Genomic DNA, 22751 nt, shown 5'->3' with positions numbered 1-22751 from the left:
ATCATGTAGTGACCCCAAAAAGTTAGACTTTTGGGCGTCTTTACATCATAGTAGGTTATTTTTTAGCACTATTTGAGCAACACATATGAACTTAACTAGCATTCTATGAAAGAATAAGCTATTCTTAAACTAGCTTTTATTCTAAGGAGAGTGCAACATGAAGCAACGCGAAAAAATTGCCGTACTGATTCCCTGCTACAATGAAGAAGCAACGATTTCAACAGTTATTGCTGATTTTAAACGGGAATTACCTGAGGCAGATATTTATGTCTATGATAATAATTCAACCGATAAAACATATGAGCTTGCCGTTCAAGGTGGCGCTATCGTCAAAAAAGAACCACGCCAAGGTAAAGGAAACGTGATTCGCCAAATGTTTTTTGATATTGATGCTGATTATTACATGATGGTCGATGGCGATGATACGTACCCAGCCGAAGCTGTTCATGGCTTATTAGAAAAATTACGTTCAGGTGAGGCTGACATGGTAATCGGTGATCGTTTATCAAATGGTACGTACTTTGACGAAAACAAACGACCTTTTCATGATTTTGGTAATAACTTAGTCAAAAACTCGATTGCAAAATTGTATAAAACAGACATTGAAGATGTTATGACTGGCTATCGTGGGTTCAATCGAATTTTCGTCAAGAGTTTTCCAATTATGAGTTCAGGTTTTCAAATCGAAACGGAGTTAACAATCCACGCTTTGGATAAAAAATTTAAACTGGTCGAAGTGCCGATTGATTACCGTGACCGCCCAGAAGGTAGCGAATCAAAGCTAAATACTTTTTCGGATGGTTTTAAAGTGATCATGATGATTATCAAAATGTGTAAAGACTATAAACCTCTATTGTTTTTTGGTATCTGGACCACACTGTTTTTCCTTTTTGGACTCTTGGTTGGTATACCAGTCATTCGTGAATTTATGCTAACAGGTCTCATCAGTCGAATTCCTTCTGCTATTTTGAGTACTGGGTTAATGACAATGGCTATGCTTTCTTTGATCACCGGTATGATTTTAGATACTGTCGTGTCTAATGCAAAAAAAGAATACGAACTGAACTTATACCATGTCTATCATGAATATCATAAAGATCGATCCATATGATTTTATAAATATCATTAATAAAAAACAGATGCAAGACAACATTGTCTCGCATCTGTTTTTTTATGACCATACCAACTCTTACTTAGCCAAACGATAAATTGCATCCGCATAAATCGCAGTTGCTCTGAACAAGTCATCAAGACTCATAAATTCATTTGCTTGGTGCATTGTATCTGTATAGCCTGGGAACATTGCGCCATAGGCAACACCGCGTTTTAGCAAGCGACCATACGTTCCACCACCAATGATTTGTTCATAGCCTTTTTCACCAGTGTGATCTTCGTATACTTGTAATAGCGTTGCAACCAATGGATCATCCATTGGCACATAATGTGGTTCCATTACGCGTGCACCACGCGTAACAGTGGCACCTTCCATTCCAACTGTTTTTTCTACGCCAATTTCTAGCCCTTCAACAGTTACTCCTTTAGGGAAACGGAAGTTCATATTGATAAAGTTTTCTGCTTGTGTGCTGTCATCATCTGCCTTAAATGCAAACAACCCAGCATTCATTGTTAATTTACCCATTTTTTCATCTTCATAAGCCACGCCTAATTTTTCACCATAGAAATCTTCATGGACATAAGCAGCAGCTACATGGATAAATTGTTTTGCAGCACCACCAAAAGCGTAAGTGTCTAAGAATGTTGCTAAGAATGTTCCCGCATTGATTCCAGATTGAGGACTTGCACCGTGAGCCCCTTTTCCGACTAATTCGATTGATACAAATGTTTCATCCGCTTCAATCATTCCGCTAACAGGATTTGCTTCAATAAATTTAAAGAATGCTTCTTCCATCGCGATGGCAGCATCAACATTCGGTACTTCAAGTTTTGCTTCAGCTGTTCCTGGGACCATGTTTTCACGCAAACCAGAAGTGAAAGATTTTAAGACATAGTCGCCTCCGTTATTTCCTTGGAAGTGTAGTCCTAAAGAAACATTTCCTTTTTCACCATTGATAATTGGAAATTCTGCATCTGGTGAGAAACCAAAATCAGGCTCTTCTTCATGTTCGAAGTAATAAGCCATGTCGCCCCAGCCACTTTCTTCATCACTACCAACAACAAAGCGAACTTTTTTAGATAATTTTAAATCTAAATCTTTGATAATTTTCATTGCATAATAAGCTGCCATACTTGGTCCTTTATCATCACTTGAACCACGAGCAAAAATTTTGCCATCTTTGATTACTGGTTCATAAGGATCTGTATCCCAACCGTCGCCAGCAGGAACAACATCCATGTGTCCAAAGATACCTAACGTTTCATCGCCTTCACCCATATCAATGTGCCCAGCATAATTATCAACGTTTTTCACTACGAAACCATCACGTTCACCATAAGCAAGCATGTGTTTTAGTGCATCACGTGGTCCAGGGCCAAACGGTGCATCTGCAGTCACCTTAGAATCATCGCGTTCACTGTTGACGCGTAACAAATTTTTTAAATCTTCAAGTAAGTCTTCTTTACGTGCTTCTACTTCTTTTTGCCAATCAATTGTCATAAAGTTAATCCTCCACCTTATTAAGTCTTCGTGTTTTATGATACCATAAAATCAAGAAAAAAATAGTTCAAAAAGTCTGACAATTTCGTCAGCTTGTAGTTCTTTTGTGAATGCTCAAGGCATTCAACTTATTGGAGGGGATACTGAATGATTCTTGATGAGCAACTGTTACGAGAGGTAATTACAAAACGACCTAAGCACTCTCACAAAGGTACTTTTGGTCGAGTTGTGTTGATTGGCGGAAATCAACAGTATGGCGGCGCAATCATCATGAGTGCTTTAGCTGCAGTTAACAGTGGTGCTGGATTGACCACAGTGATAACAGACAAGAAGAACCATGGCCCACTCCATGTTCAGCTCCCCGAAGCAATGGTTGTTGACTGGTACGATCAAGCGACCTGTCTAACAGTCATTCAACAGGCAGATGTGTTATTGATTGGTCCAGGATTAGGTACTTCCACTTTCAGTCTAGGCTTACTCCAAATGGTCTTGAAGGTGCAAACAAATCAGCAATGGTTAGTCATTGATGGTTCAGCATTAACTTTGCTTGCCGAAGCAAAACTTTCTTTGCCTTATCCGGAACATACTGTATTAACACCACATCAAATGGAATGGCAACGCCTAAGCGGAATTGCTATCGCTACGCAAACAGATCAATTAAATCAGGAGAAGCAACACGAATTAGGTGCAATTCTTGTCGTTAAAAGTCACCAAACTACTATTTATAATAAAGAAAATATCTATTATAATCAGGCTGGATCTGCCGCAATGGCAACTGGAGGAACTGGTGATACCTTGGCAGGAATGATTACGGCTTTTCTTGCCCAATTTCCTCAAAACGATCACACGGTTGCAGCCGCCGTTTACTTACACAGTTTCATTGGTGATCACTTAGCACAAACACACTATGTCGTACTGCCGACATTGATTAGCCAAGCCATTCCACAATGGATGGCACACTTTTGTACAGAATAAAAAGAGGAGTTTGATTATGGAAAAATTTACAGGATATCTGCGCACACCTTTTTATTATGAAACGGATCAAATGGGGATCATTCATCACAGCAATTATATTCGCTGGTTTGAAGAAGCACGTGTCGCACTACTTGATCATCTTGATTTTAGTTACCAAAAAATTGAAGAAACAGGGATTATTATTCCAGTTCTTGAAGTCAATTGCCAATACAAAGAAATGATTCGCTATGGTGAGTCAGTCATTATTTATCCAACAATTGAAAAATATACGGGGACACGTTTAGATTTTAGTTATCAAATTTATGGTGCTGAGGATCAAAAACTACGCACGATTGGCAGCAGTAAACATTGTTTCCTCTCCGCGGAAAATCAGCGTTTATTAAAGCTTAGCCGATTTTATCCAGAGTTGGATGCACTATTTAAAAACTATGCACAATTGGACAACGCGAAAGAAAAATAAAAAAGGACCAAGCATTTTTCTTGTTTTACGGCGTCAAGTTCGTATAATTATAAGAAAAAAGCAGGTGATGAGCATGTACGTTGTTAAAGTATTACATGGTTATATCGACAAAACTGGCTGCCGCACTCGTGAAAAGAATCCTGACAACCTCCTCGTTTTTAAAGACAAAAAGAAATCTGAAACTTTCGCCAAACAAATCGGTGGTCGTGTGAAGCTTTTACAAGAAATGCGACCTGACTAAAGAAATACTTAAATCTGTCAATCAAGCAACACTCCTGGCTACTGGATGTTGCTTTTTTCTCACTTATAAAAAGCAAAGAGCCCGCTCAATGAGCAGGCTTTTTTATTTATCAAAACAAACTCCACCAGGTTGTTTATTAAAAATCAATTTCCCATAAACAACACTAAATTCCTGCTTCAGAAATTTCTTCTACTAAGGTATCCTTGTTCTGACTAAACAATGTGATATTGTCTTTACCCGACTGCAACACTAACTGGCACAATTCAGCTGGTTCTTTAACCAATTTTCTTAACAGACTTGCTTCAAGTAACATCCCTAAATTCGTGCCACTCAATACAAAAACCTGATTTTTTGAAATGGCTAATTCTACACAGGTTTTAAACGGTGTTCCTCCTAATAAATCGGTAAAACAGATGACGCTATCATTTGTCTGTAATTCTGAATCAATTTTTGTACGATAAGCCTCAAGTTGTTCTTCTGCCTTGAAAGGAACTATTACTACATCATCAAGTGTTCCCGCAATCATCGTAAGTGCACTTTTCATTCCAATTGAAAAGTCATCGTGTCCGGTTACTAAAAATTTCATATGCTACCCCCTGTGTTTCTTCTATTTTATTCTCGTTGTTCGCTCATTCTGGTCAATCAGAATAATTTGGCCATAAAAGAATTGGTTGAACTCACTAACTAGCAGTTTATTTCCGCAAACAATATCCTCTTGCAACATAAACAGATCAAACTTCTCCTTTTGATTTTCCAATCTTAAGCCAATTGCTTGATCAAATTTTTTCGTTTCACCAACCTGTTTGACTTCTATTGGAGAAACTTCGACGTCTGTGGTGCTGATTACAGTTACCCAAGTGGTAGCTGTTTCTTGACACTGAATTTTATTTTCGATTCGTTGATGTGTAGTGAGTTGATTATATATTTCTGAACTTTCAGCAATTCCTTGCATCGTTTGTCCTTCAGTAAAATGAATCTTGTACTGTTGGGCGTTCATTTTTAAATGAAATTGATTGTTAATTTTTTGAGAAGTAACTTTCGGCGATAAATTATAGCTAGAAGTTATCTCAGTATTTTCTTGACCAGAAAAGTTATCTAAAATGATTAAAGAATTTATTTCTTTCAAATATAAAAAACGTCGTTCAAATATTGTCCATCCTTGCTTATTCCATGAAGACCAAGCACATTCAGCAAAAAAACCTTCTGAAATTTCTCGGATTTTATGAAATAACGGCTTTGGTAGTCTATCATATCCCCATGTATCCTTAATTATGGTATGTGGCTCTTTAGCAATAAATAATGTATTGTGGGCAGCCATTTCCTTTAATTGACTCCTCTTTTTGTTGTTTACATAAGTATAACGACCACTGTCAATAATCATGTCTTGTCCATGTAATTGTAAGGTAAAGCTTCCTATAGACGCATGGCCGTGTCCACTACCATGCAGACCGTTAAAGAGCGTAAAATAAATGTCTTGGTCTTTATACACCATCATTCCACTATCTTGACCAGCAAAAATAGGAGGCATTTTTGTCGCTACTGATGGAGAACTAGTATACAAGCTTCCTGTCCAAAGTACTGCCAGATTTGAATCCCTTTTGTCCTTTTTTAAGAAGCCTAAACTTTGATAAATAGCGTAAACGTAGTGAAAATCCACATGATCGCTATCATTTAAGGGAAGAAGCATCTCTTGATTATCAGCTAGATAATAGGTGGCTTGAATAGGCTGAGTTAATTTTTCCCTTAAATTTATAGGGAGTGGTTGTTCAAGATACTCTGAAATTTGTAATAAATAGGCATACATTATGATAACTTCATGTTGATAGAGTGGGCTTTGCTCCCAGTGCACCCCATCATCATAAAATTGTAAATCTAGTTGTTCTGCTAATCGCTTCCAAATTAACGTTCTTTGTTCCTCTGTTACTAAATCGGGGAAAAACAAATCTACCGCAGCCATACCGCCGATTGCTAGAACACCCCAATTACTCAGACGATATTTATCAATATAACTATTCTCTAAAAATACCAAATGATCTTGAATTGATTTCTGTAACATTCTCTCGATTTTTGTATTTTTCAGGTGTGCAACAGGCAAATAAGTTAGGCTCTTCATCCAGTTAGTTAAACGTAGCCCAGTATCTAGTGGACGCCAACTATTTTCATTCGCTGGATTAGCTCTTTCACAGCTCGTGATGAAATCCAACAGTAGCGTTGTCCACTTTTCTATGAAATGCTTCTCTTTTGTTAATAGATAACCTTGCGCTAAATCTACCATAAACCCATGTCTACTCAACATAAATAGCCATTCTGGATCTTCTTCTGGGAACTTATTCCAACCAAAGTCCTTCAATGAGTAAGGCGTCGAGCATGCTTCCATGTCCATCGCATCTGTGTAAACAATTTGATCTTTCATTAAAAAATCCACTCGATCAAAAAGTGGCTCTAAAAATTTTTCCTGTTGCTCAACATAATTTGAAACCCAATCATCTTTAAAAAATTTCTGTTGGTATATCTCAATTCTTTGAAAGTCCACTATCTTCTCCTTTTTAACTTTAACCACCTAAACATAAATAATTTTTATAGCTAATCACTTGAAGAACTTATGGCGAAAGAAAAACAATATTTTCTAAAATAAAAGGAAACTTCTCGCCTTTTCCTTAAGAAACTTCAATTTATCTATGCCAAAATACCAAATACAGATGCCAAGATACCAATTGCAAATAACAGTATTAATAGCTGATACGTGTTCCATTTTTTCTTTTTAATCAGATAAAATACAAGGATAGTAAGTAGAACAGCTAACATATTGGGCATAATTTTATCCAAGATGTCTTGAATAGCAATTACTTGTTTTTCTCCTGACTCCACTTTACTAGCATACTGAATAGCAATATTAGCTTTTACAAAAGATGTAGCTAAACCCGAAATTACTGTTACCCCCACAATATTTGCCGCAGCAGAGATTTTTCCAATTCGATCACTTAATGTTTCGATAACACTAGTGCCTAATTTGAATCCCAGATACCCCATGAGGATTTTAATTGCTAACATTGTCACAACCATTGAGAACCAGAAGCCCATTGGAGCAAAACCTAGGCCGTCTAAGGCTAAGCCCGCAAATAACGTTGAGAATAAGGGCGCAATCCCAAACTGAGCAATAGAATCTCCAATTCCTGACATCGGGCCCATGAGCGCCATTTTAATACTACGCGTATCTGAAATACTTTGATCATTATCATACATTGCTAACTGCATACTAGTAATAAATGGCACCATTTGAGGATTTGTATTATAAAATTCTAAATTTGCAGTGGCCGTTTCTTTTAACTTTTCTGGATCATCTTTATAGATTTTCTTTAACGCAGGCATAATTGTATTTAAATAACTCACACCTTGATAAGAGGTATAGTTGAACGCATTTTGTAAAAAGTATGACCGAAGAGCAGTCGTCATATAATCTTTTTGTGTCAATTTAAGTTTTTTAGATTCCATTACTGAAGTCCTCCTCTTCATCCAACAAAGTTTGATTATTCGCTACTAAGCTTTTTTCCCCAACAGGTGTCTTATCTTTCCCATAATACTGAATCAGTGCAAAAACTGCACCGACCATCGCGACTGCCATTGTGGGTAACTCAAGATACGCTACACAGACATAGCCTAACAACACATACGGAATCAAACTCTTTTCTAACATAACCGACATAATCATTGCAAAACCAATCGCTGGGATAAGTCCGCCAGCTACTGAGAAGCCATTAATCAGCCATTCAGGTAGCGCTTCCACAAATGCTTGTAATCCAGGTCGGCTTAATGCTGCAAGTATCCCAATGAGAAAACCTGCTAAAGCAAAAGCAATGTAGGTTGAGTGAGCGATAAGCGTGAATTTTTTAAATTGTCCACTTTCAATAGCATTTTTAGACCACTTAGCACTTCCTGAAAAGAATGTATATAATGCAGTCGTCACTAATTGAAATAAAACGGCAAATGGAAATGACAATGCCAACGCAGACTCAGCGGTTACGCCTTGATCTTTCAACGTGATTGCCATAATCGTTCCAACAATTCCCGGACCAACTGGATTTGGCGGAACTGTTCCACCCGCACCTACGCCAAATCCCATATAAGCTAGCTCAGCTAGTGCCCCAAATTTCAAAGCAGTCGGAATATCACCTAAAACAACGCCAACAAAAAAGGACATGACCAATGCTCGGTTCGTATAGATTCCCAATAATTGCCCAGAATAGCAAAACGCAGTAATTAATCCTATAAGTATTCCTTGTACTAATGTAATCTCCATTTTTTATTTCCTCTCTAAATTAACTGTTTTTAATTTTTTCCATTAATGTATCTAAATGCTGAGAGCCATCATTAGACATCGGCGAAGTTTTGGTAGTAAACGTCACATGGTGTTCATTCTTCAATTTTCTCAAGTCGTTTTTATCTTCTTCACCCAAATAGATAAATTGAGAAATTTTTTCTTTTCCTTCAGCAGCATGAATATTGCCAATATTTAATTGTTCCATTGGAAAACCCAACTCACAAAGTTTTAGTGCATCATGGAGATTTTCGACAACTACAAAAATCGTTTGATGAGGCGCTGCTTTCCAGATCACTTCAGCAGTACGTGCAATGGTCCAAAAGCGGACATTGATATCTTGAGGTAAGACTGTTTTCATTAACATTTGTTGTACGTTATCTTCAGCTGCCTTATCATTCGCGCAAATAACTAAATTAACTCCTAAACTTTTAATCCATAATTGCCCTTGTCCATGGATTAAACGCGCATCTACTCGTACCATTTTTACATTTGGTTTATCCATATTTTCCCCTCCTATTCTTGCTTTACCAATACATTTTCCAATCTTTTTTGAATCGAACTAAAGCCTCCAAGTAAAAATAATCTCCCCAAATATTCCCTTCATTTACTCCTTTGCCACTATGCCATGAATACACACCTTCATTCATTAAAGCTGTAATCCCTTCCGTTTTAGAATCTGTGTAATGTTCTATTAAACTTTTCAGCATTGAATGTTGCGCATACTTGTAAACTAATTTGGATTGATTTGCTTCGGGTAAAAATCTATCCATCAAATTCATTCCACAAATCGCAATGGCTGTTGCAGAAGTATCTCTAGGCTGATTGGATCCATCTGTAAAAATCAAATCCCAATAACTAACGAAATCTTTTGGTAGCCGATTTAAGAAATAATTTGTGACTGCTTCAAATAATTCAGTATTCTGTTCATTCGGACAATATGAACGAAAAAGTGCAATTCCATAAATTAACCAAGATTGTCCACGTGCCCAACTCGACGAATCTGAATAGCCTTGACGTGTTTTTCCATACAAAGGTAGTCCTTCTTTCGTATCAAAAAAGAACGTATGATAGGCAGAAGAATCTTCACGAATCGCGTGTTCAATGGTCGTATGATAGTGTTTGACTGCAACTTCACGATACTTTTTATCTTCAGTAACTTCTGTCGCCCAAAAAAGTAAGGGAATATTTAAAAGGCAGTCGACAATCAAGCGATAATTATCTTGTTTCCCTAGCTCTCCCCAAGCTTGAATAAATTGACCTTTTTCTTGGTAACGTGACAATAATTTTTCTGCCGCCTTTAAAGACACTTGCTTTGCTTGCTCATCACCTACAAGTTTGTAGGCACTCACACAAGATAGGCTATACAGGAAACCTAAATCATGATGATCAATTTCAATATCCTGATCCATTCGATGAATAAAACTTTGAACATTTTTTTCTGCAATTTTTTTAAAGTCTTCATCTTGCGTGACCTCATAGCAAAGCCAGAGAATACCTGTCCAAAAACCATTTGTCCATTCCGTATTAGCCATTGGCATATATGAATTATTTTTAGTCGCTGGTGTAGGATACTGGTCCTTCAATTGAAAAATATTTTTTTTAACTTTTTTCACCGCATCAGCTATCGCTTGATCAATCACTTCTTCCGAAAGTAACCCTTGACCAAAGTATCTCTCACTAGACAATAACTTTTCTTTCTTTTTTTCTTTCAAAAAAATCCCTCCATCACTTAACGTGTTAACCGGTGTAAAAATATCTTAGCTTATTTTTCATTTTTTGTAAACCCTTTCTTTTTTTGAAACTAAAAATAGTTTACGTATTTTATTTTTTGATACACAAAAAAGCACTGAAGAAGATTGTTAACTTCTCAGTGCTTGAGTCATTTAACTATTTTAAAAATAAAAAGTTATTCCCCAACAATTTCAATTTGATAAAAATCTGGATGAATAAAGCTTCGACTGTACTCAATCGGTACGCCATCCTTTCCTGAAATCAAACGTCTAATATCAAATAACGAATAGCTCTCCTCTTCACCAAAACGTTTCTCAATCAGTTTTAGTGGTTCAAGTTCTTCCATTCCTTCTCTTAATAAAATTGTTCGAACTTCCATCGACATCGGAAGATTCGACATGTGCCCAACCAGTCCAAGTTCTTCTGACAGGCTTGCGCCATTGACCCAGCGTTCCAAAGAATCTTTTGCTAATTTATCTCGGAAAAGATAACGGTTTTGTATTTTCCATGGACGACCATTAGTCAGTGCAATTTGGCTTATTTTCACTAACGATCTTTGCCCCGTTTTATCCCCTAATTGTTGTGTGATAAACTTGTCCTTCACTTGACCAAAATTCAAGGTGATTGTTTTTTCAACTGATTTTTTCTTACCATCATTTGATAAAGAAAGCTGTTCAGAAAAAAAGACCTTTCTGTGTTTCAAATTTTTTCTAACAAAGGTTCCTTCTCCTTGGCGACGAATCAAGTAACCCTCATTTACCAAATCATTTAGTGCTTTCACAACCGTTGTGTTACTGACACTATAGATTTTTTTTAAATCACCTTCGGAGTAAATTTTTTCACCTGCACTAAATTCTCCTGATTCAATTTTCTTGATAATATCCTGTTTGATTGTTTCGTACTTGGATGCCATTTTATTCTCCCTTAACCTGTTAACCGTTTATTTACATAATAAATAATTTTTTGTTTTCTGTAAATAGATTGCTTGACTGTAAGAACATATCGACTGATACTTTCCCACAATTTTTACACAGCTTAACGGTTATGTAAAAATAACAATTCACATTAATTGGTAAAAAAATACAAAAAAAAATCAATTTAAGCAGTATCTGCCTAAATTGATTTTCAACTTAGTTATTTAACTAGAATTTCATCAATAAATCTTAACGAAAATCTGAATTATTTAGCTAAAGCGTCTTTTGCTTGGTCAGCGACTAAGCAGGTTTCATGGAGTCTCATAGGAGTGATAAAAAGAGAATTTATAAACATTAAGATCGCATCTGAATTCACTTGATTTCATAAAATTTCAAACAGATTTGGGTCAATTTTCGGTCAAAATAAGAAACATGGGGCGCTGAAAAATGTTTATCTCAAAAATGAATCTCAATATACATTTACGAAAAATAATTTCTTTTGTATAGAAGGAACCATTTTTAACTCATCCTTTAAAACCACTAATTCTATAATTTATGGACTGTGCAATGAATAACTCTATTCAATTCTTCATTGAAGTCTCTTCCTATAAGACTTCTTTTAAACGGAATTATTTCAAAATATTTCGGCTTTTTTTTCCCTAAATTAAAAACTCTTCCGATTCTAAATTGTTTACCAAGTTCCATCCCGGTCATCAGTTCGTTTCGCGAGATATAAAAGGGAGTATCTAGTTTCTCAGACAGTGAACTTTTCACCTCGATATAAACCTTTGACGGACTATCAGTATTTAACGAGTCTACATCCCAAGCTATAATATCGTATCCCCGTCCATGTGTCTTTCCGGTATATTCCATTTCATCAATGAATTGCTGAGCTTCCTCTGTATCTCCGAGCTTATCAATAATCTTTTTAGCATAGTACTTCAAGATAAGTTCTTCACCAATATCACCATAATGCTTTTGATCTAAACGACTTATTTCAAGATCATCATCTGAAATTATTTTAGTTGAAGTTTCCGCTATTGATTCTGAGATAGGAGATTTATTTCTCAATCCTGGCTTTACTTCAACAATTTCATCATAATCAATAACATTAGAATGTTCCTTTCCTAGTTCAAACAACCACTTAGGTATTTTATCATTTACCTCAATATTTAATACTTCTTGCACTTCTCTTTCTATCAATGAATCATTTGCTCGTTCTAATAAATCAGCAACTACAGAATGTTTCATATCTCCGAACATTCTTAATTCACTAATCGCAGTATTTATTGAAGTGTTTATATAAAAACCTTTATGAGGAGCAGTCAATCCGTAATAATGCAAAATATTCATTGCATGGAAACCTTTTTTGGTTATGTTCAACACTTCAGTTTCCAATGTTCTATGAGATTTTCCGTCAAGTAAATATCCTGAGACAACATGAGCGCGCTGAACTAATGTGAATTTGTTAGCCTCTTTTACTATTCTATTTTCTTTGTTACTATCCTTAAATGTTAAATCTGGAAACGTCATTAATATTTCTCCCACTAAAGAATCCCAACTCTGGCTCTTCTAAACTTCCAATTAGTACACTTCTATCTAGGAAAACATTCATTTTCTCACAACTAGTTTCCGAAATAAGTGAACATGCATGACAGGCTGCACCGTTTAACGAATCTCTCCCTTGAGATTCACTTTCAATACACACCGGATCAAAGCTACACCATTTAGCTTTTTCTAATGCAGCATTTAATAGGTCAAAAAATTTCTCTGGAACGCCTTGTTTAACAAGCCCTCCCAATGTTCCTTCCGAATCTGAACTTGATGTATAAATCAATATCCCGTACATTTCTTTTCCAAGTTCATCTGAATAATATATTCTTTCCTTTAAAGAGGATGAAGAATAACCACTACACATACTTAATTCTTTAATAAAAAGGTGAGATAGTGTATGAATAAGGTAGTAATCCGGACGAATGTAACCTTCTTCATCGGGGAATCTTACATTACTCATTTTCTTATAAATTTTATTCGAAATTACTGAGTCTTTAATTTTATCTCTCCATTTTCTTATTTCTTCACTATTCAAGGAAAAGAATATACCTTCTCCTAATGAGCGCATGCCAACATAATAATTGTCTTTTCTACGAAGTGATACTTCCTGCGCCCCTCCAGAAGACTCCTCACCTTCTAAAACCTGTTCTTTCATTAATTCAGAATCAGTAGTCTGTATCCTGCTGTAGCTTCGAAGAGCACTAACTACCTCGAGTTGATGTACCAAAGTTATCCCGTTCAATAATTCACTGTAAATGTGACCAGAAATTTCCTCTGAATTGAAAAGTTTCATTTTGAACCTCTCTGAATCCTCATCATATTTTTCTTTTCCAGAAAGAACTTCAAACTCAGCTCTCCTATAATCCATTACAGTATCTGGATAATCATCACTTATCTCATTAAAAAACTTAACGGAAATTATTTTTTTAACTTCATCAAAACTATATTCAATTTTTTCCGCTAATCGTGTAATCATTTTATTTACTAATTCATCTTTCTCAAGTTTTTCAATTCCTTTTTCTCGTGTGACTCCTCTTAGCTCTGATTCCAAAGCGTTATAATACTCGTCACTCTGGGTTAATTCAATTAATTTATTTTCTTTGAACGGTATATTCACTGAACTTGAGATATTAGGGAAAAAGAAATTGTTTGCATTTCTAAGAAGTACGTGAACCTCTTCATCACATTTAATTCTATTCTCTTCTTTTTTCCAAATGTATTCACCCTTACAACCAATTCCTAATTTCTCTAGTTGATGTGGAAATCTCTTTTCATCAAAAACTCCAGCTAAATTTCGGCTCTTATTGCATCTTTTACAAGATACTATTAAATCTGAAATAGAACCTGATTGTGCTGTACTTCCCAAAGTAATTTCATGATCTTTATAACTATCATAGGACATCCCCTCATGAACCCATTCTAACCAAGGAAAATCTTGTGCATGCCCATTGCAACATGCGCATATAATCCGGACAGGAACAAGCTCGGTTTTCCTTTTACGAGCATCAATTGGTTTCTGATTAAAAGCTTTGACTGAACTTGGTATCCCCTTTGCCTCTACCAACTGACGCCATGAATCAATTTTCCTCAAACTCCTGTCTTCTGGAGAAAAATACCACTGTGGGAATCTTTTTCCTACAATATCATCTTCCTCCTTAAATGGCGGCTCAATGAAACCTTCAGCATCCATAGCTTTTTCTAATCTAATATCATGGACTTTCTCACATCTGCTAGTATTCCAATACTCCGAATCTGCAATCATGACAGATTGATTATTTATATCCATTAAAGCCCCTATACCAAATGGCGTTAAAAGTTGAGATCTTCTAACGTTAAATTCCGGTTTGTCTTTCTGTTTATACACCATAACATCTCCTAATCTATTATTCTCAGATAGGCTGTATCTTCTACATTCCTCATTGTACCCATTACTTTAGTAGCTTCCCAATGTGTACTTTTATCTTCAAATGATCTAAGCAACAATTTTCCTTGGAATTCTTCTGCTTTACTTTTATATAAGTAATATTTGAATAGTTCCGCAGTATCTTCTACTTCTTCAGCAATATCGCACCATTTATCACCAAAATTATTAATTATTCTGCTTGCATCTTCTCTATATAACTTGCGTCTGTCTTCGCTAGCTTTAACACGTTCCATAAGATAATCATTCACTTTTTCAAGTGCATCTTCAAATTCTAAAATGTTTTTTGCAGAATTATCGCCAGCTAATGAATCAATCGTATTCCTAAGCATTGCAACAATGACTCCCGCAGCGGCTTTTTCCAGAGCAGGTACTGAAAAGGGAGTCACACTACTTGATTCGACAAATTTATATAAACTTTCATGATACGATTGAAATGTTTCATAATGAGATCTATCTCGACTTCGAGAAGAATTATACAACGTGCATACTAAGCCTAAAGATTGTCTTCCTACTCGACTGGTCGCTTGAATATATTCTGAAGTCAGTTTCGGCTGCCCTACTACAAACATGGCATTTAAACGATCAATATCAACACCCACAGATAACATATTTGTTGCAATTAACGTATCCACAGTTTTTTGGTATCTTTCCGCTCCTTTACATTCCTCTGTAATTCTATTGTGTGGAATGTCTAATTTCTTTAGAATTGTAGGGATTTCTATACCGGGTATACGCGAAGTCAACTCCACGCTTGTATCGTCATTCATGAAACGTTTATTAGTATTATTTCGCCTGTATAATTGATTGATATGTTCTTTTACATCATCCTTAATCAATCCTGAAGCTTTTCCAAGTTCTCGAATACTGTTAAAGTACCCAGCAACTGTCCAATACAATTCTTCTTCATCAATACTTAGGCCTAATTCTCTTATTGTTTGTAACATTGAAGACAGTAGCCGTATTTCTGCTGTTACTTGTGATTTCCCTGTCGGCATAATTCCAAGGTATTTTCTTCCATACGCATGTGTATCTTCTTTTACAAAGAAGTTATCTGTTATATTTATTCCGCTAGGTGGAAATTGGGAGACTTTCCTGTCAAAAATCCCTTTTACCTGATCATCAGCATTTCTGATTGTTGCAGTTGAAGCTATATATTTTGGAGCAATACTTCCATTTGCATTTTTTAAAATATAATCAAATCCAGCTTCATACAGCCCAACGATGCTTCCGAGCGGTCCAGAAATCAAATGCAACTCGTCTTGAATAATTAATTCAGGGCGTCGATATTTTTCTGGATCGTCCGAACCAAATAAGCTTGCTGTTTCTTCCTTTAAAGGAACTTGGGCGAACTTATCAACAGTACCAAAAAGTAATGTAGGTCTCTTCTTGTAGATTAATTCATCTACTACATAAATCGGTAATCCCTTAGAAAACTCACATTTCTTGTTCAGACATTTCATATTGAAATCATTTTTCTTTTCAATTTCATAGTATCCCCATCTTCTTTTGCTTTGAAAGTTTTTATCATCAGGAATAATACTATGTTGTTCATGACACCAAGGACATTCCAAAACCTGAAATGTATTTTTTTTCTTCGCATATGCAAGATTTTTTTGTTCAACCATATCTTTAAAATCTGCCCTAGCATCTTTTAATTTATTTTGAGTTCCCTCTCCTATCCAAAGTCCAATGCTAATTTCTGATTCCCCTAGATTACCTTCTTTTCTTCTAATAAACTCTAACGCACAAATTAATTGAGAAGCCCTATCAAATTGTTGAGCAGTTAAAAGTCGTAAAGTATATCTCATGATTACCGTCACGCCTGAGTAATTTTGATATTTCAATCTTCTATAAATTACAACGGCTGCGATTGCAAAAAGGTATGCTTCCGTTTTACCACCACCTGTACTAACCCAAATTAAATCCAGTAGCTCACGATCAGAACTTTCTTCATTCAATATAGACTCTAATGAGTTTAATACGAACGCCAATTGAAATGGTCTCCATTTAAAGTTTGCAATTTGATAGTTTTTTGAATTATATGCCTCTTCTTTTTCAATTGAGTTCTTTAATCTTTGTAAAAGCATTGCCTCATTAGCTTTATTGAAAGCCGCAAAAGCATCTTTATCTTTAGAAAGGAAGTTTATTGTTTTCTTCATGCGATGACTACAATTTTTACACTTTTCAATGTTTTCCTTTGAAAGCTCTACATATTCAGGAATTAATGTTTTAGACTCTTTCATAATTGAATCAATCCATTTATCATATTGCTCAACAAACTGATTTAGTTTTTCTAATTGTGCCTTATAATCACTCCCTATATAACTTTCCGCACTCAAAACATCTGGCGAAATACCATCAATATCAAAAGACATTGGGCGTAATTCATAGCTCGGAATATATGATGTTTTTATTTCGGATACTTTTCTATGCTCTTCTTTCCAAACTGCGGATACACCTCTTCCAAAGGCATATGTCCTTTTATCTCTATATAAAAAAAAGTTCATAGCGTCTTCTGAATTTAACTTAGATAGATCTGGAAGTTTTACGTCTTCAGAAGCTTTAAACTCAACACTTTTTTGAGCTTTTATAGAGATTTCTGTTTGAAAAAGATGATTCTCTGAAATATTTTTTAAAACTATAGTTATTGCCGTCACCGTTTCCTCTTTTGCCACGTTGATTTTTTGTACTTTCGAAAATACTTGAAACGTTTTTTCTTCTTCAACTAATAATTTTTGAGAAGAAATACCTTCCTTTGAAGAGTCCAATTTCACTTCAAAGAAAACTGGAACACGTTCAAAACAGCTCTTGTTTTTATAATTTATGTTTTTAATCTTTTTTAGTAAAAATAGCATCTCCGAATCTTTAGCTTTATCATCTGGTTTTAGTTCATTTAGAAAATCAGATATGGTTCCATCTCTATCTTCGAAGCTATCTTCATATTTAATTTTTGAATTTTCCAGATCAAATTTGAAAAGCTTTTCAATATTCATAACTTCTGATAAAGCAATTTTTTCTTGTAGCTCTTCAAGCACCTCTTTTTTCGTTTGAATAAATGGATTCTTTATTTTTTTGTAATAAGAGCTGTGAATTTCGATATCTATATCCTTTTTGCTACTTTTACAATAGAATGTGATACCTAAGGAAGATGGAAGAAAACTATTATCAATCTCGGCTGATTCTTCTTCTTTATTCAAAAACTCTTGAGCTTCAAGAGTTGTTTCAATATCTTCTGTCGAAACTTCTTTTAACTCCTTAAAAGGATATAAAATACCTGTAACGTATCTCGTTTGAGGTTTTTCAGAAATTATCTCGTGCTCAATATCCTGATTAATTCTTTCTGACCCCGGTCCTAATAATAATTGCGAAATAGCATTAGAATAATTTTCTCTTATACTATTTTGTTGTTTCTTATCCGTAATTTTTACCATTAACTTTTTCCTCCCAAAAACTTATTAGTCAGGTATCTCGGTACGTCTTCTATATCTATATCTTCAACTAAAATTACTTTATCCACCGAATAAGATTTTATTGAGCTATCTTTTATTATTTCATTTAGTTTCCTACCGTCAATTGAGTCCATAAGTCTATCTCTTTCATAATTCAAATTTTTCTTTACTATTGTGCTTGCACTATAATACTTATCAGGTTCATTTGTTAATTCAGAGTTTTTCGTAAGTAATCCAATATAATAAATAAAACTAGAATCTCTAGGTAGGATTGGCATTTTGTCAATTGAGGACCATGATCCATAAAAAGTTATTGACTTATCTATCGCACCTAGTTCATCCATTCTTTCTTTGAATTGAGTTGGAGTCATTTCTCTTTCTTTAATGTATTCAAGCAAAATCATTTTCCAAAAATAATCAAGCCTTAAATTTTCATCAAGTGTACTATCAATAAAAATCCCATTTATGAAGTTATACTTTTTCAATTGTTCTCTATAAAGAGTATCGGAATAAGGAACCTCAAATTCAACAATGTTTTGTCCAATTTGAATATTATTCACATCCGTTTTTCTACAAAAATTTTCTTGTAAAATAAAAAATTTTCCAAACTCGGTTCCAAAAATATTTTTTCCTGACTCTAAATCTATCCCACGAACAACATTGACAAGTTGTTTTTCACTTTCAGTCTCAATTCCAGAAGTAGTGATGATTAAATTATTTATCAAACTTAAATATTCTTTTTGTGGATCTTCTTCTTTATCCAGTTCATCATATAGTACCTTGTCATCACAGTTATTATTTACTTGTTTTTCTCTCATTGTTTTTTCAAAATATTTATTAATTGCTTTTAAATATGCAGAATCTCGATCAGAATAGCTATTATCTAAAGTATATAAATGTTGAATTATTCTTTTATCTCTTTTTAAGGAGTGCATGAGGTACTTCTCTTGCAAATCCGGAAAAACAACAAAAAGTTTATTTGTTAGATAGCTCGATAACCATTTTTTCCTATCCCTTGCATATGGGGAAAGCAAGATGACACTATCAAATGTTCCATATAGGTCTTCATATATCTTTTCACTGTATGGTAAAACTGTTATCGTATCATCATTCATGTAAATTTTTTTTGTTTCTTCAACCATTTCATCCATGACTACAAGTGCACACTTATCTTTACTTCTTATAGATTCGATAATTTTCTTGTTTTGAAAACCAAATCTATTACAATAGATATCATATAAAATACCAGAAATTTTTTCGGTCTCTTCCAAATTTAGCTTTTCCATATATTCTGATACAATTATCATTTGTTGCTCAAGGGTACGGGAACACCCAATTATTTGACTGTAATTCATCTTCAAGAATCGTTTTAATAGTTTATCCAGATATTTTAATCTAGGTATTTCACGAATATCTCCTATATACTCATTGAGTTTTGCTATCGCATTATCAAACTCTTCATTACTAGACACAAATTCAAATGAAATCTCCATTTTGCTAAATTCTTTCGATTCAAGCCAGCAAAATTCTCTATCCATTTTCTTCAAAAATTTAAGTTTTGATTCATCCATGACTGATGGTATACTAGAAAATACTGTCATTGGAATTCCAAAATCATCACACGCATCCTCAAGTGTAAACAAATTTGAAAATTGTCCATTTGAAAACCATTTGTCTCCGATAACATATACTCGTTTTTCTGATATATCTCCATCGTTTTCATCTAAATACTCTATGACAGCTCCTATACTTGATGAAAAAATTACCATAGGTTTTTCTGTACTATTAGAATGTGGTATTCGTTCAAAAATCAATGATTCTTTTAAATACTCCGCAGTACAAAATTCACCCAAATATGAATATCTATTATTAATATTAAATTTTACATTTACTATTTCATCTAATAGCTTCTTTTCAAGAATTACTATCACGTTTTCATCATTTGTCCAACTTATAGAAGAAAGCCCCATTTGCTTTCCAAAATCCTCTTTTGTACTTTTTACTTTTGTACTTTTTGTATTGGTTACAATGCTAGCTTTACTTTCAATTACATCTTTTTTTAAAATCCGCGTATAAGAATCTTTCTTTTTATATATCGGCTCCAATATATATCCGCCACTTCTATTGTCCTGTCCCTTGAAACTATAATAGGTCTTTTCAAATAGAAGTTTAGTCTCATCACCCAAATCGTCTATATTAATCTTTTGACCGTCTGAGAGATTCTTATAACTAGTTACCAAACAAATTAGCAAAACAAGTTCTTTATAGTAGCTAGAGTTTAAATACTGATATGCATATGAGCCTTCAAACTTTTCATATTTAAGAAAATTATTCAAAACATTTTTTTTATTTTTAGAAATGTAGCCAAATGGGCTAGTTAATAGTAAAAGTTTCATTACAGCATTCATGTAGTTTTCCCCCTTAATGAATCTATCATAAAAATTATACCTCAGTTCATGTGGCTATTTACAACTATTTTTGTTAACTTTTGCTTTCCCACTAGTAGGTTACTTTTAAACCTGGTATAATTGCGCTGAGGTGAAATCATGCTAAACATCATAGACCTGTTTTCTGGCGCGGGAGGATTAACCGAAGGATTTAGAAAAGATGATTTTAATTTACTTGCCCATGTTGAAATGGATGAGGCTGCAAGTAAAACATTAAAGGTTAGAGACGCTTACTATTATCTAAAAGAAAATGGAAATTTAAATAGATACAACGATTACATCAATAAGAAAATTTCGTATGATGATTTTTTGTCTGAAATCCCTAAAAAAATTGTCGGAAAAGTAATTAATCTAGCAATATCAGAAGATAATTTACCAGAAATTTTCAGGCAAATTGATTCTCAACCAAATTCAAATATGGTTCACGGTATCATCGGGGGACCACCATGCCAAGCTTATTCAACGATTGGTCGGGCAAGAAATAAAAAAATCAAAGAATCTGATGAGCGAATCTACTTATATAAATATTATCTGAGGTTCTTGGAAAAATATAACCCTGATTTTTTCGTGTTTGAAAACGTAAAAGGCCTATTATCGTTTAAGGACTTAGACGGAAATAGTCTTCTGGAAAAAATAAAGTACGATTTTACCAATGTAATTTCTACAGGTCATTACCATATTCAAATAAAATTAATTAACTGTGCTGATTTCGGCGTTCCACAAGTTAGAGAAAGATTAATCATTTTTGGATATAAAACTTCAATGACAGATTTTGATTTTTTCAGAAGCCTTGATCAATTTCAGGAAAAACCACCAATAATCAAAGAGTTATTTCAAGATTTGCCTATATTAAAATCCGGAGAAACTAAAAATGCATATTCGAAAGTTCCTCCTTCAGAATATGTTTCAATAAATCTAAGAAATAGCAAGATTCCTTTGACTCAAAATATCTGTCGTCCTAATAACGAAAACGATTTAAAAATTTATAGGATCGTAGCAAAAGAAAAGAAGAAGAATCGAAACGTTAAGTATTACGATCTTCCAATTGAATTAATCACACATAAAAAATCAAATATTTTCTTGGATAGATTTAAAGCAATAAATGGTAACGGATATAGTCATACAGTTGTTGCTCATATAGCAAAAGATGGTCATTACTATATTCATCCTGATGTATCTCAAAATCGTTCAATCACAGTCCGAGAAGCTGCAAGAATTCAGACATTTCCCGATGATTTTTATTTTGAAAGCTCTCGAACTTCTGCTTTTAAACAAATAGGAAATGCAGTACCACCACATTTTTCAAAAATTATTAGCCAAAATATTTTAGAAAATTTGTATGCAATTACAGGGTGAATATTCAAAGACTATTCATTCTGTAAACAATTCGATTGATTCTTATAAAAGATGTTAATTCGCAGAGTATAATCAAATCGAACATTTCACTTACTTTTAAAGCCAATCTTATCGAGAGCTTGGCTTTTTTGTGTTTAAGTTTGCAATATGTTGAAACAACAGCGATTCTACGCTGTTTCCTTAAAACCAAATGTCGAAAGTTTGCACTGTTTTGCATAGAATTGAAGGTCGATTTTAGCCAAATTTTAGCCACCCTTTTAAGCCAATCCCAAGATATTAGACCACGGGCTGCGCCCCGATAAATCGAATGATAAATTACCGGGAGCGTGATATAAATGGTATTCGACTATGATCAACAACGCAGATTATATTTACAAAACAAAATCACACACGAGCATTTTTACTTATCCTTTGCAGATGCAATCGCATTTGATGACCTTGAAGTATTAGTACCAGAAACTGCGTGTAAATCAAAAGACCCGAACTTAAACGATGTACCTCTCAAATTATGGGATTATCGTTTTGCCGCAGTGCGTATGTTACTAAGTCGAGCTATCACAATCAAGGCCGCGTAAGAAAACGATCAAATGGATTATCAGCAGCAGAATCAGTGTGCTTGCTAAAAGAAGTTGCAAAAGACTGTACTGCTAATTTACAGTATATATAATTGGAACGTTCGGTATCATATACCGAGCGAGATAGAGGATGGCTTTTATAGCTGTCCTCTTTTTTTACACCTTGAATATACACTTTAAGTGCAACAGTTGA

Annotated in this window: 19 protein-coding genes; 6 read left to right on the top strand and 13 right to left on the bottom strand. The window is 34.5% G+C overall.

Features of this window, described 5'->3' with window-relative positions:
• Positions 1-157 precede the first annotated feature (157 nt).
• Positions 158-1111, top strand: a complete 954-nt coding sequence (locus RV17_RS03600) for a glycosyltransferase family 2 protein (RefSeq protein WP_071868549.1) — start codon at positions 158-160, stop codon at positions 1109-1111.
• 78 nt (positions 1112-1189) lie between these two features.
• On the opposite strand, the gene pepV is transcribed toward RV17_RS03600, so the two are convergent.
• On the bottom strand, positions 1190-2614 hold the full coding sequence (gene pepV / locus RV17_RS03595; RefSeq protein ID WP_067483273.1) for a dipeptidase PepV: 1425 nt from the start codon (positions 2612-2614) through the stop codon (positions 1190-1192).
• A 147-nt stretch (positions 2615-2761) separates the two neighbouring features.
• Here pepV and RV17_RS03590 point away from each other — a divergent pair, with 147 nt between their 5' ends.
• From RV17_RS03590 to RV17_RS13595, 3 genes are all read left to right on the top strand, one after another.
• On the top strand, positions 2762-3589 hold the full coding sequence (locus RV17_RS03590) for an NAD(P)H-hydrate dehydratase (protein WP_067483275.1): 828 nt from the start codon (positions 2762-2764) through the stop codon (positions 3587-3589).
• Positions 3590-3605: 16 nt separating this feature from the next.
• Positions 3606-4049 carry an acyl-CoA thioesterase gene (locus RV17_RS03585; protein ID WP_067483277.1) on the top strand — a complete coding sequence of 148 codons (444 nt, stop codon included), beginning with the start codon at positions 3606-3608 and terminating at the stop codon, positions 4047-4049.
• Between the two features lie 73 nt (positions 4050-4122).
• The gene (locus tag RV17_RS13595) at positions 4123-4290 is read left to right on the top strand and encodes a hypothetical protein (RefSeq protein WP_172843716.1); all 168 of its coding nucleotides are present in this window, start codon (positions 4123-4125) and stop codon (positions 4288-4290) included.
• Between the two features lie 163 nt (positions 4291-4453).
• Here RV17_RS13595 and RV17_RS03580 read toward each other — a convergent pair whose 3' ends face one another.
• From RV17_RS03580 to RV17_RS03530, 11 genes are all read right to left on the bottom strand, one after another.
• The gene (locus tag RV17_RS03580; protein WP_071868548.1) at positions 4454-4876 is read right to left on the bottom strand and encodes a PTS sugar transporter subunit IIA; all 423 of its coding nucleotides are present in this window, start codon (positions 4874-4876) and stop codon (positions 4454-4456) included.
• A gap of 21 nt (positions 4877-4897) precedes the next feature.
• Positions 4898-6823 carry an alginate lyase family protein gene (locus tag RV17_RS03575; protein WP_071868547.1) on the bottom strand — a complete coding sequence of 642 codons (1926 nt, stop codon included), beginning with the start codon at positions 6821-6823 and terminating at the stop codon, positions 4898-4900.
• Between the two features lie 143 nt (positions 6824-6966).
• Positions 6967-7782, bottom strand: a complete 816-nt coding sequence (locus RV17_RS03570) for a PTS system mannose/fructose/sorbose family transporter subunit IID (RefSeq protein WP_071868546.1) — start codon at positions 7780-7782, stop codon at positions 6967-6969.
• Positions 7772-8587, bottom strand: a complete 816-nt coding sequence (locus tag RV17_RS03565; protein WP_067483285.1) for a PTS mannose/fructose/sorbose/N-acetylgalactosamine transporter subunit IIC — start codon at positions 8585-8587, stop codon at positions 7772-7774. Before RV17_RS03565 ends, RV17_RS03570 begins: the two co-directional genes overlap by 11 nt.
• Before the next feature lie 19 nt (positions 8588-8606).
• On the bottom strand, positions 8607-9110 hold the full coding sequence (locus RV17_RS03560; protein WP_067483287.1) for a PTS sugar transporter subunit IIB: 504 nt from the start codon (positions 9108-9110) through the stop codon (positions 8607-8609).
• A 22-nt stretch (positions 9111-9132) separates the two neighbouring features.
• A complete protein-coding gene (locus RV17_RS03555) occupies positions 9133-10320 on the bottom strand; it encodes a glycoside hydrolase family 88 protein (RefSeq protein ID WP_071868545.1) in 1188 nt (395 codons plus the stop codon).
• A 194-nt stretch (positions 10321-10514) separates the two neighbouring features.
• Complete coding sequence (locus RV17_RS03550; protein ID WP_071868544.1) at positions 10515-11252, bottom strand: GntR family transcriptional regulator; 738 nt, start codon at positions 11250-11252, stop codon at positions 10515-10517.
• 547 nt (positions 11253-11799) lie between these two features.
• The gene (locus RV17_RS03545) at positions 11800-12786 is read right to left on the bottom strand and encodes a protein NO VEIN domain-containing protein (protein WP_071868543.1); all 987 of its coding nucleotides are present in this window, start codon (positions 12784-12786) and stop codon (positions 11800-11802) included.
• On the bottom strand, positions 12761-14671 hold the full coding sequence (drmB, locus tag RV17_RS03540; protein WP_169819317.1) for a DUF1998 domain-containing protein: 1911 nt from the start codon (positions 14669-14671) through the stop codon (positions 12761-12763). Before drmB ends, RV17_RS03545 begins: the two co-directional genes overlap by 26 nt.
• Positions 14672-14682: 11 nt before the next feature.
• Entirely contained in the window at positions 14683-18162 is a 3480-nt protein-coding gene (locus RV17_RS03535; protein ID WP_071868541.1) for a helicase-related protein, read from the bottom strand.
• A complete protein-coding gene (locus tag RV17_RS03530) occupies positions 18162-20588 on the bottom strand; it encodes a DISARM anti-phage system protein DrmE domain-containing protein (RefSeq protein WP_071868540.1) in 2427 nt (808 codons plus the stop codon). Before RV17_RS03530 ends, RV17_RS03535 begins: the two co-directional genes overlap by 1 nt.
• A 138-nt stretch (positions 20589-20726) precedes the next feature.
• Here RV17_RS03530 and RV17_RS03525 point away from each other — a divergent pair, with 138 nt between their 5' ends.
• A complete protein-coding gene (locus tag RV17_RS03525) occupies positions 20727-21983 on the top strand; it encodes a DNA cytosine methyltransferase (protein ID WP_071868539.1) in 1257 nt (418 codons plus the stop codon).
• Between the two features lie 335 nt (positions 21984-22318).
• Positions 22319-22558: a hypothetical protein gene (locus tag RV17_RS03520; protein WP_071868538.1), complete on the top strand. Its 240-nt coding sequence runs from the start codon at positions 22319-22321 to the stop codon at positions 22556-22558.
• Here the strand turns inward: RV17_RS03520 and RV17_RS13590 are convergent.
• Positions 22545-22751, bottom strand: a 207-nt coding sequence (locus tag RV17_RS13590; protein WP_211276011.1) for a hypothetical protein, incomplete at its 5' end; no start/stop codon positions are given. The genes RV17_RS03520 and RV17_RS13590 overlap by 14 nt on opposite strands.

This window comes from Enterococcus thailandicus (assembly GCF_001886265.1).
GTDB lineage: Bacteria > Bacillota > Bacilli > Lactobacillales > Enterococcaceae > Enterococcus_B > Enterococcus_B thailandicus.
The sequence above is the reverse complement of the archived record's forward strand: the minus strand, read 5'-3'. Positions and strand labels throughout refer to the sequence as shown.

Excerpts from the sequence above, each read along its gene's own strand:
- RV17_RS03600 (WP_071868549.1), top strand. The coding sequence starts at position 158 with ATGAAGCAACGCGAAAAAATTGCCGTACTGATTCCCTGCTACAATGAA.
- pepV (WP_067483273.1), bottom strand. The coding sequence starts at position 2,614 with ATGACAATTGATTGGCAAAAAGAAGTAGAAGCACGTAAAGAAGACTTA.
- RV17_RS03590 (WP_067483275.1), top strand. The coding sequence starts at position 2,762 with ATGATTCTTGATGAGCAACTGTTACGAGAGGTAATTACAAAACGACCT.
- RV17_RS03585 (WP_067483277.1), top strand. The coding sequence starts at position 3,606 with ATGGAAAAATTTACAGGATATCTGCGCACACCTTTTTATTATGAAACG.
- RV17_RS13595 (WP_172843716.1), top strand. The coding sequence starts at position 4,123 with ATGTACGTTGTTAAAGTATTACATGGTTATATCGACAAAACTGGCTGC.
- RV17_RS03580 (WP_071868548.1), bottom strand. The coding sequence starts at position 4,876 with ATGAAATTTTTAGTAACCGGACACGATGACTTTTCAATTGGAATGAAA.
- RV17_RS03570 (WP_071868546.1), bottom strand. The coding sequence starts at position 7,782 with ATGGAATCTAAAAAACTTAAATTGACACAAAAAGATTATATGACGACT.
- RV17_RS03565 (WP_067483285.1), bottom strand. The coding sequence starts at position 8,587 with ATGGAGATTACATTAGTACAAGGAATACTTATAGGATTAATTACTGCG.
- RV17_RS03560 (WP_067483287.1), bottom strand. The coding sequence starts at position 9,110 with ATGGATAAACCAAATGTAAAAATGGTACGAGTAGATGCGCGTTTAATC.
- RV17_RS03550 (WP_071868544.1), bottom strand. The coding sequence starts at position 11,252 with ATGGCATCCAAGTACGAAACAATCAAACAGGATATTATCAAGAAAATT.
- RV17_RS03545 (WP_071868543.1), bottom strand. The coding sequence starts at position 12,786 with ATGACGTTTCCAGATTTAACATTTAAGGATAGTAACAAAGAAAATAGA.
- RV17_RS03535 (WP_071868541.1), bottom strand. The coding sequence starts at position 18,162 with ATGGTAAAAATTACGGATAAGAAACAACAAAATAGTATAAGAGAAAAT.
- RV17_RS03530 (WP_071868540.1), bottom strand. The coding sequence starts at position 20,588 with ATGAATGCTGTAATGAAACTTTTACTATTAACTAGCCCATTTGGCTAC.
- RV17_RS03525 (WP_071868539.1), top strand. The coding sequence starts at position 20,727 with ATGCTAAACATCATAGACCTGTTTTCTGGCGCGGGAGGATTAACCGAA.
- RV17_RS03520 (WP_071868538.1), top strand. The coding sequence starts at position 22,319 with ATGGTATTCGACTATGATCAACAACGCAGATTATATTTACAAAACAAA.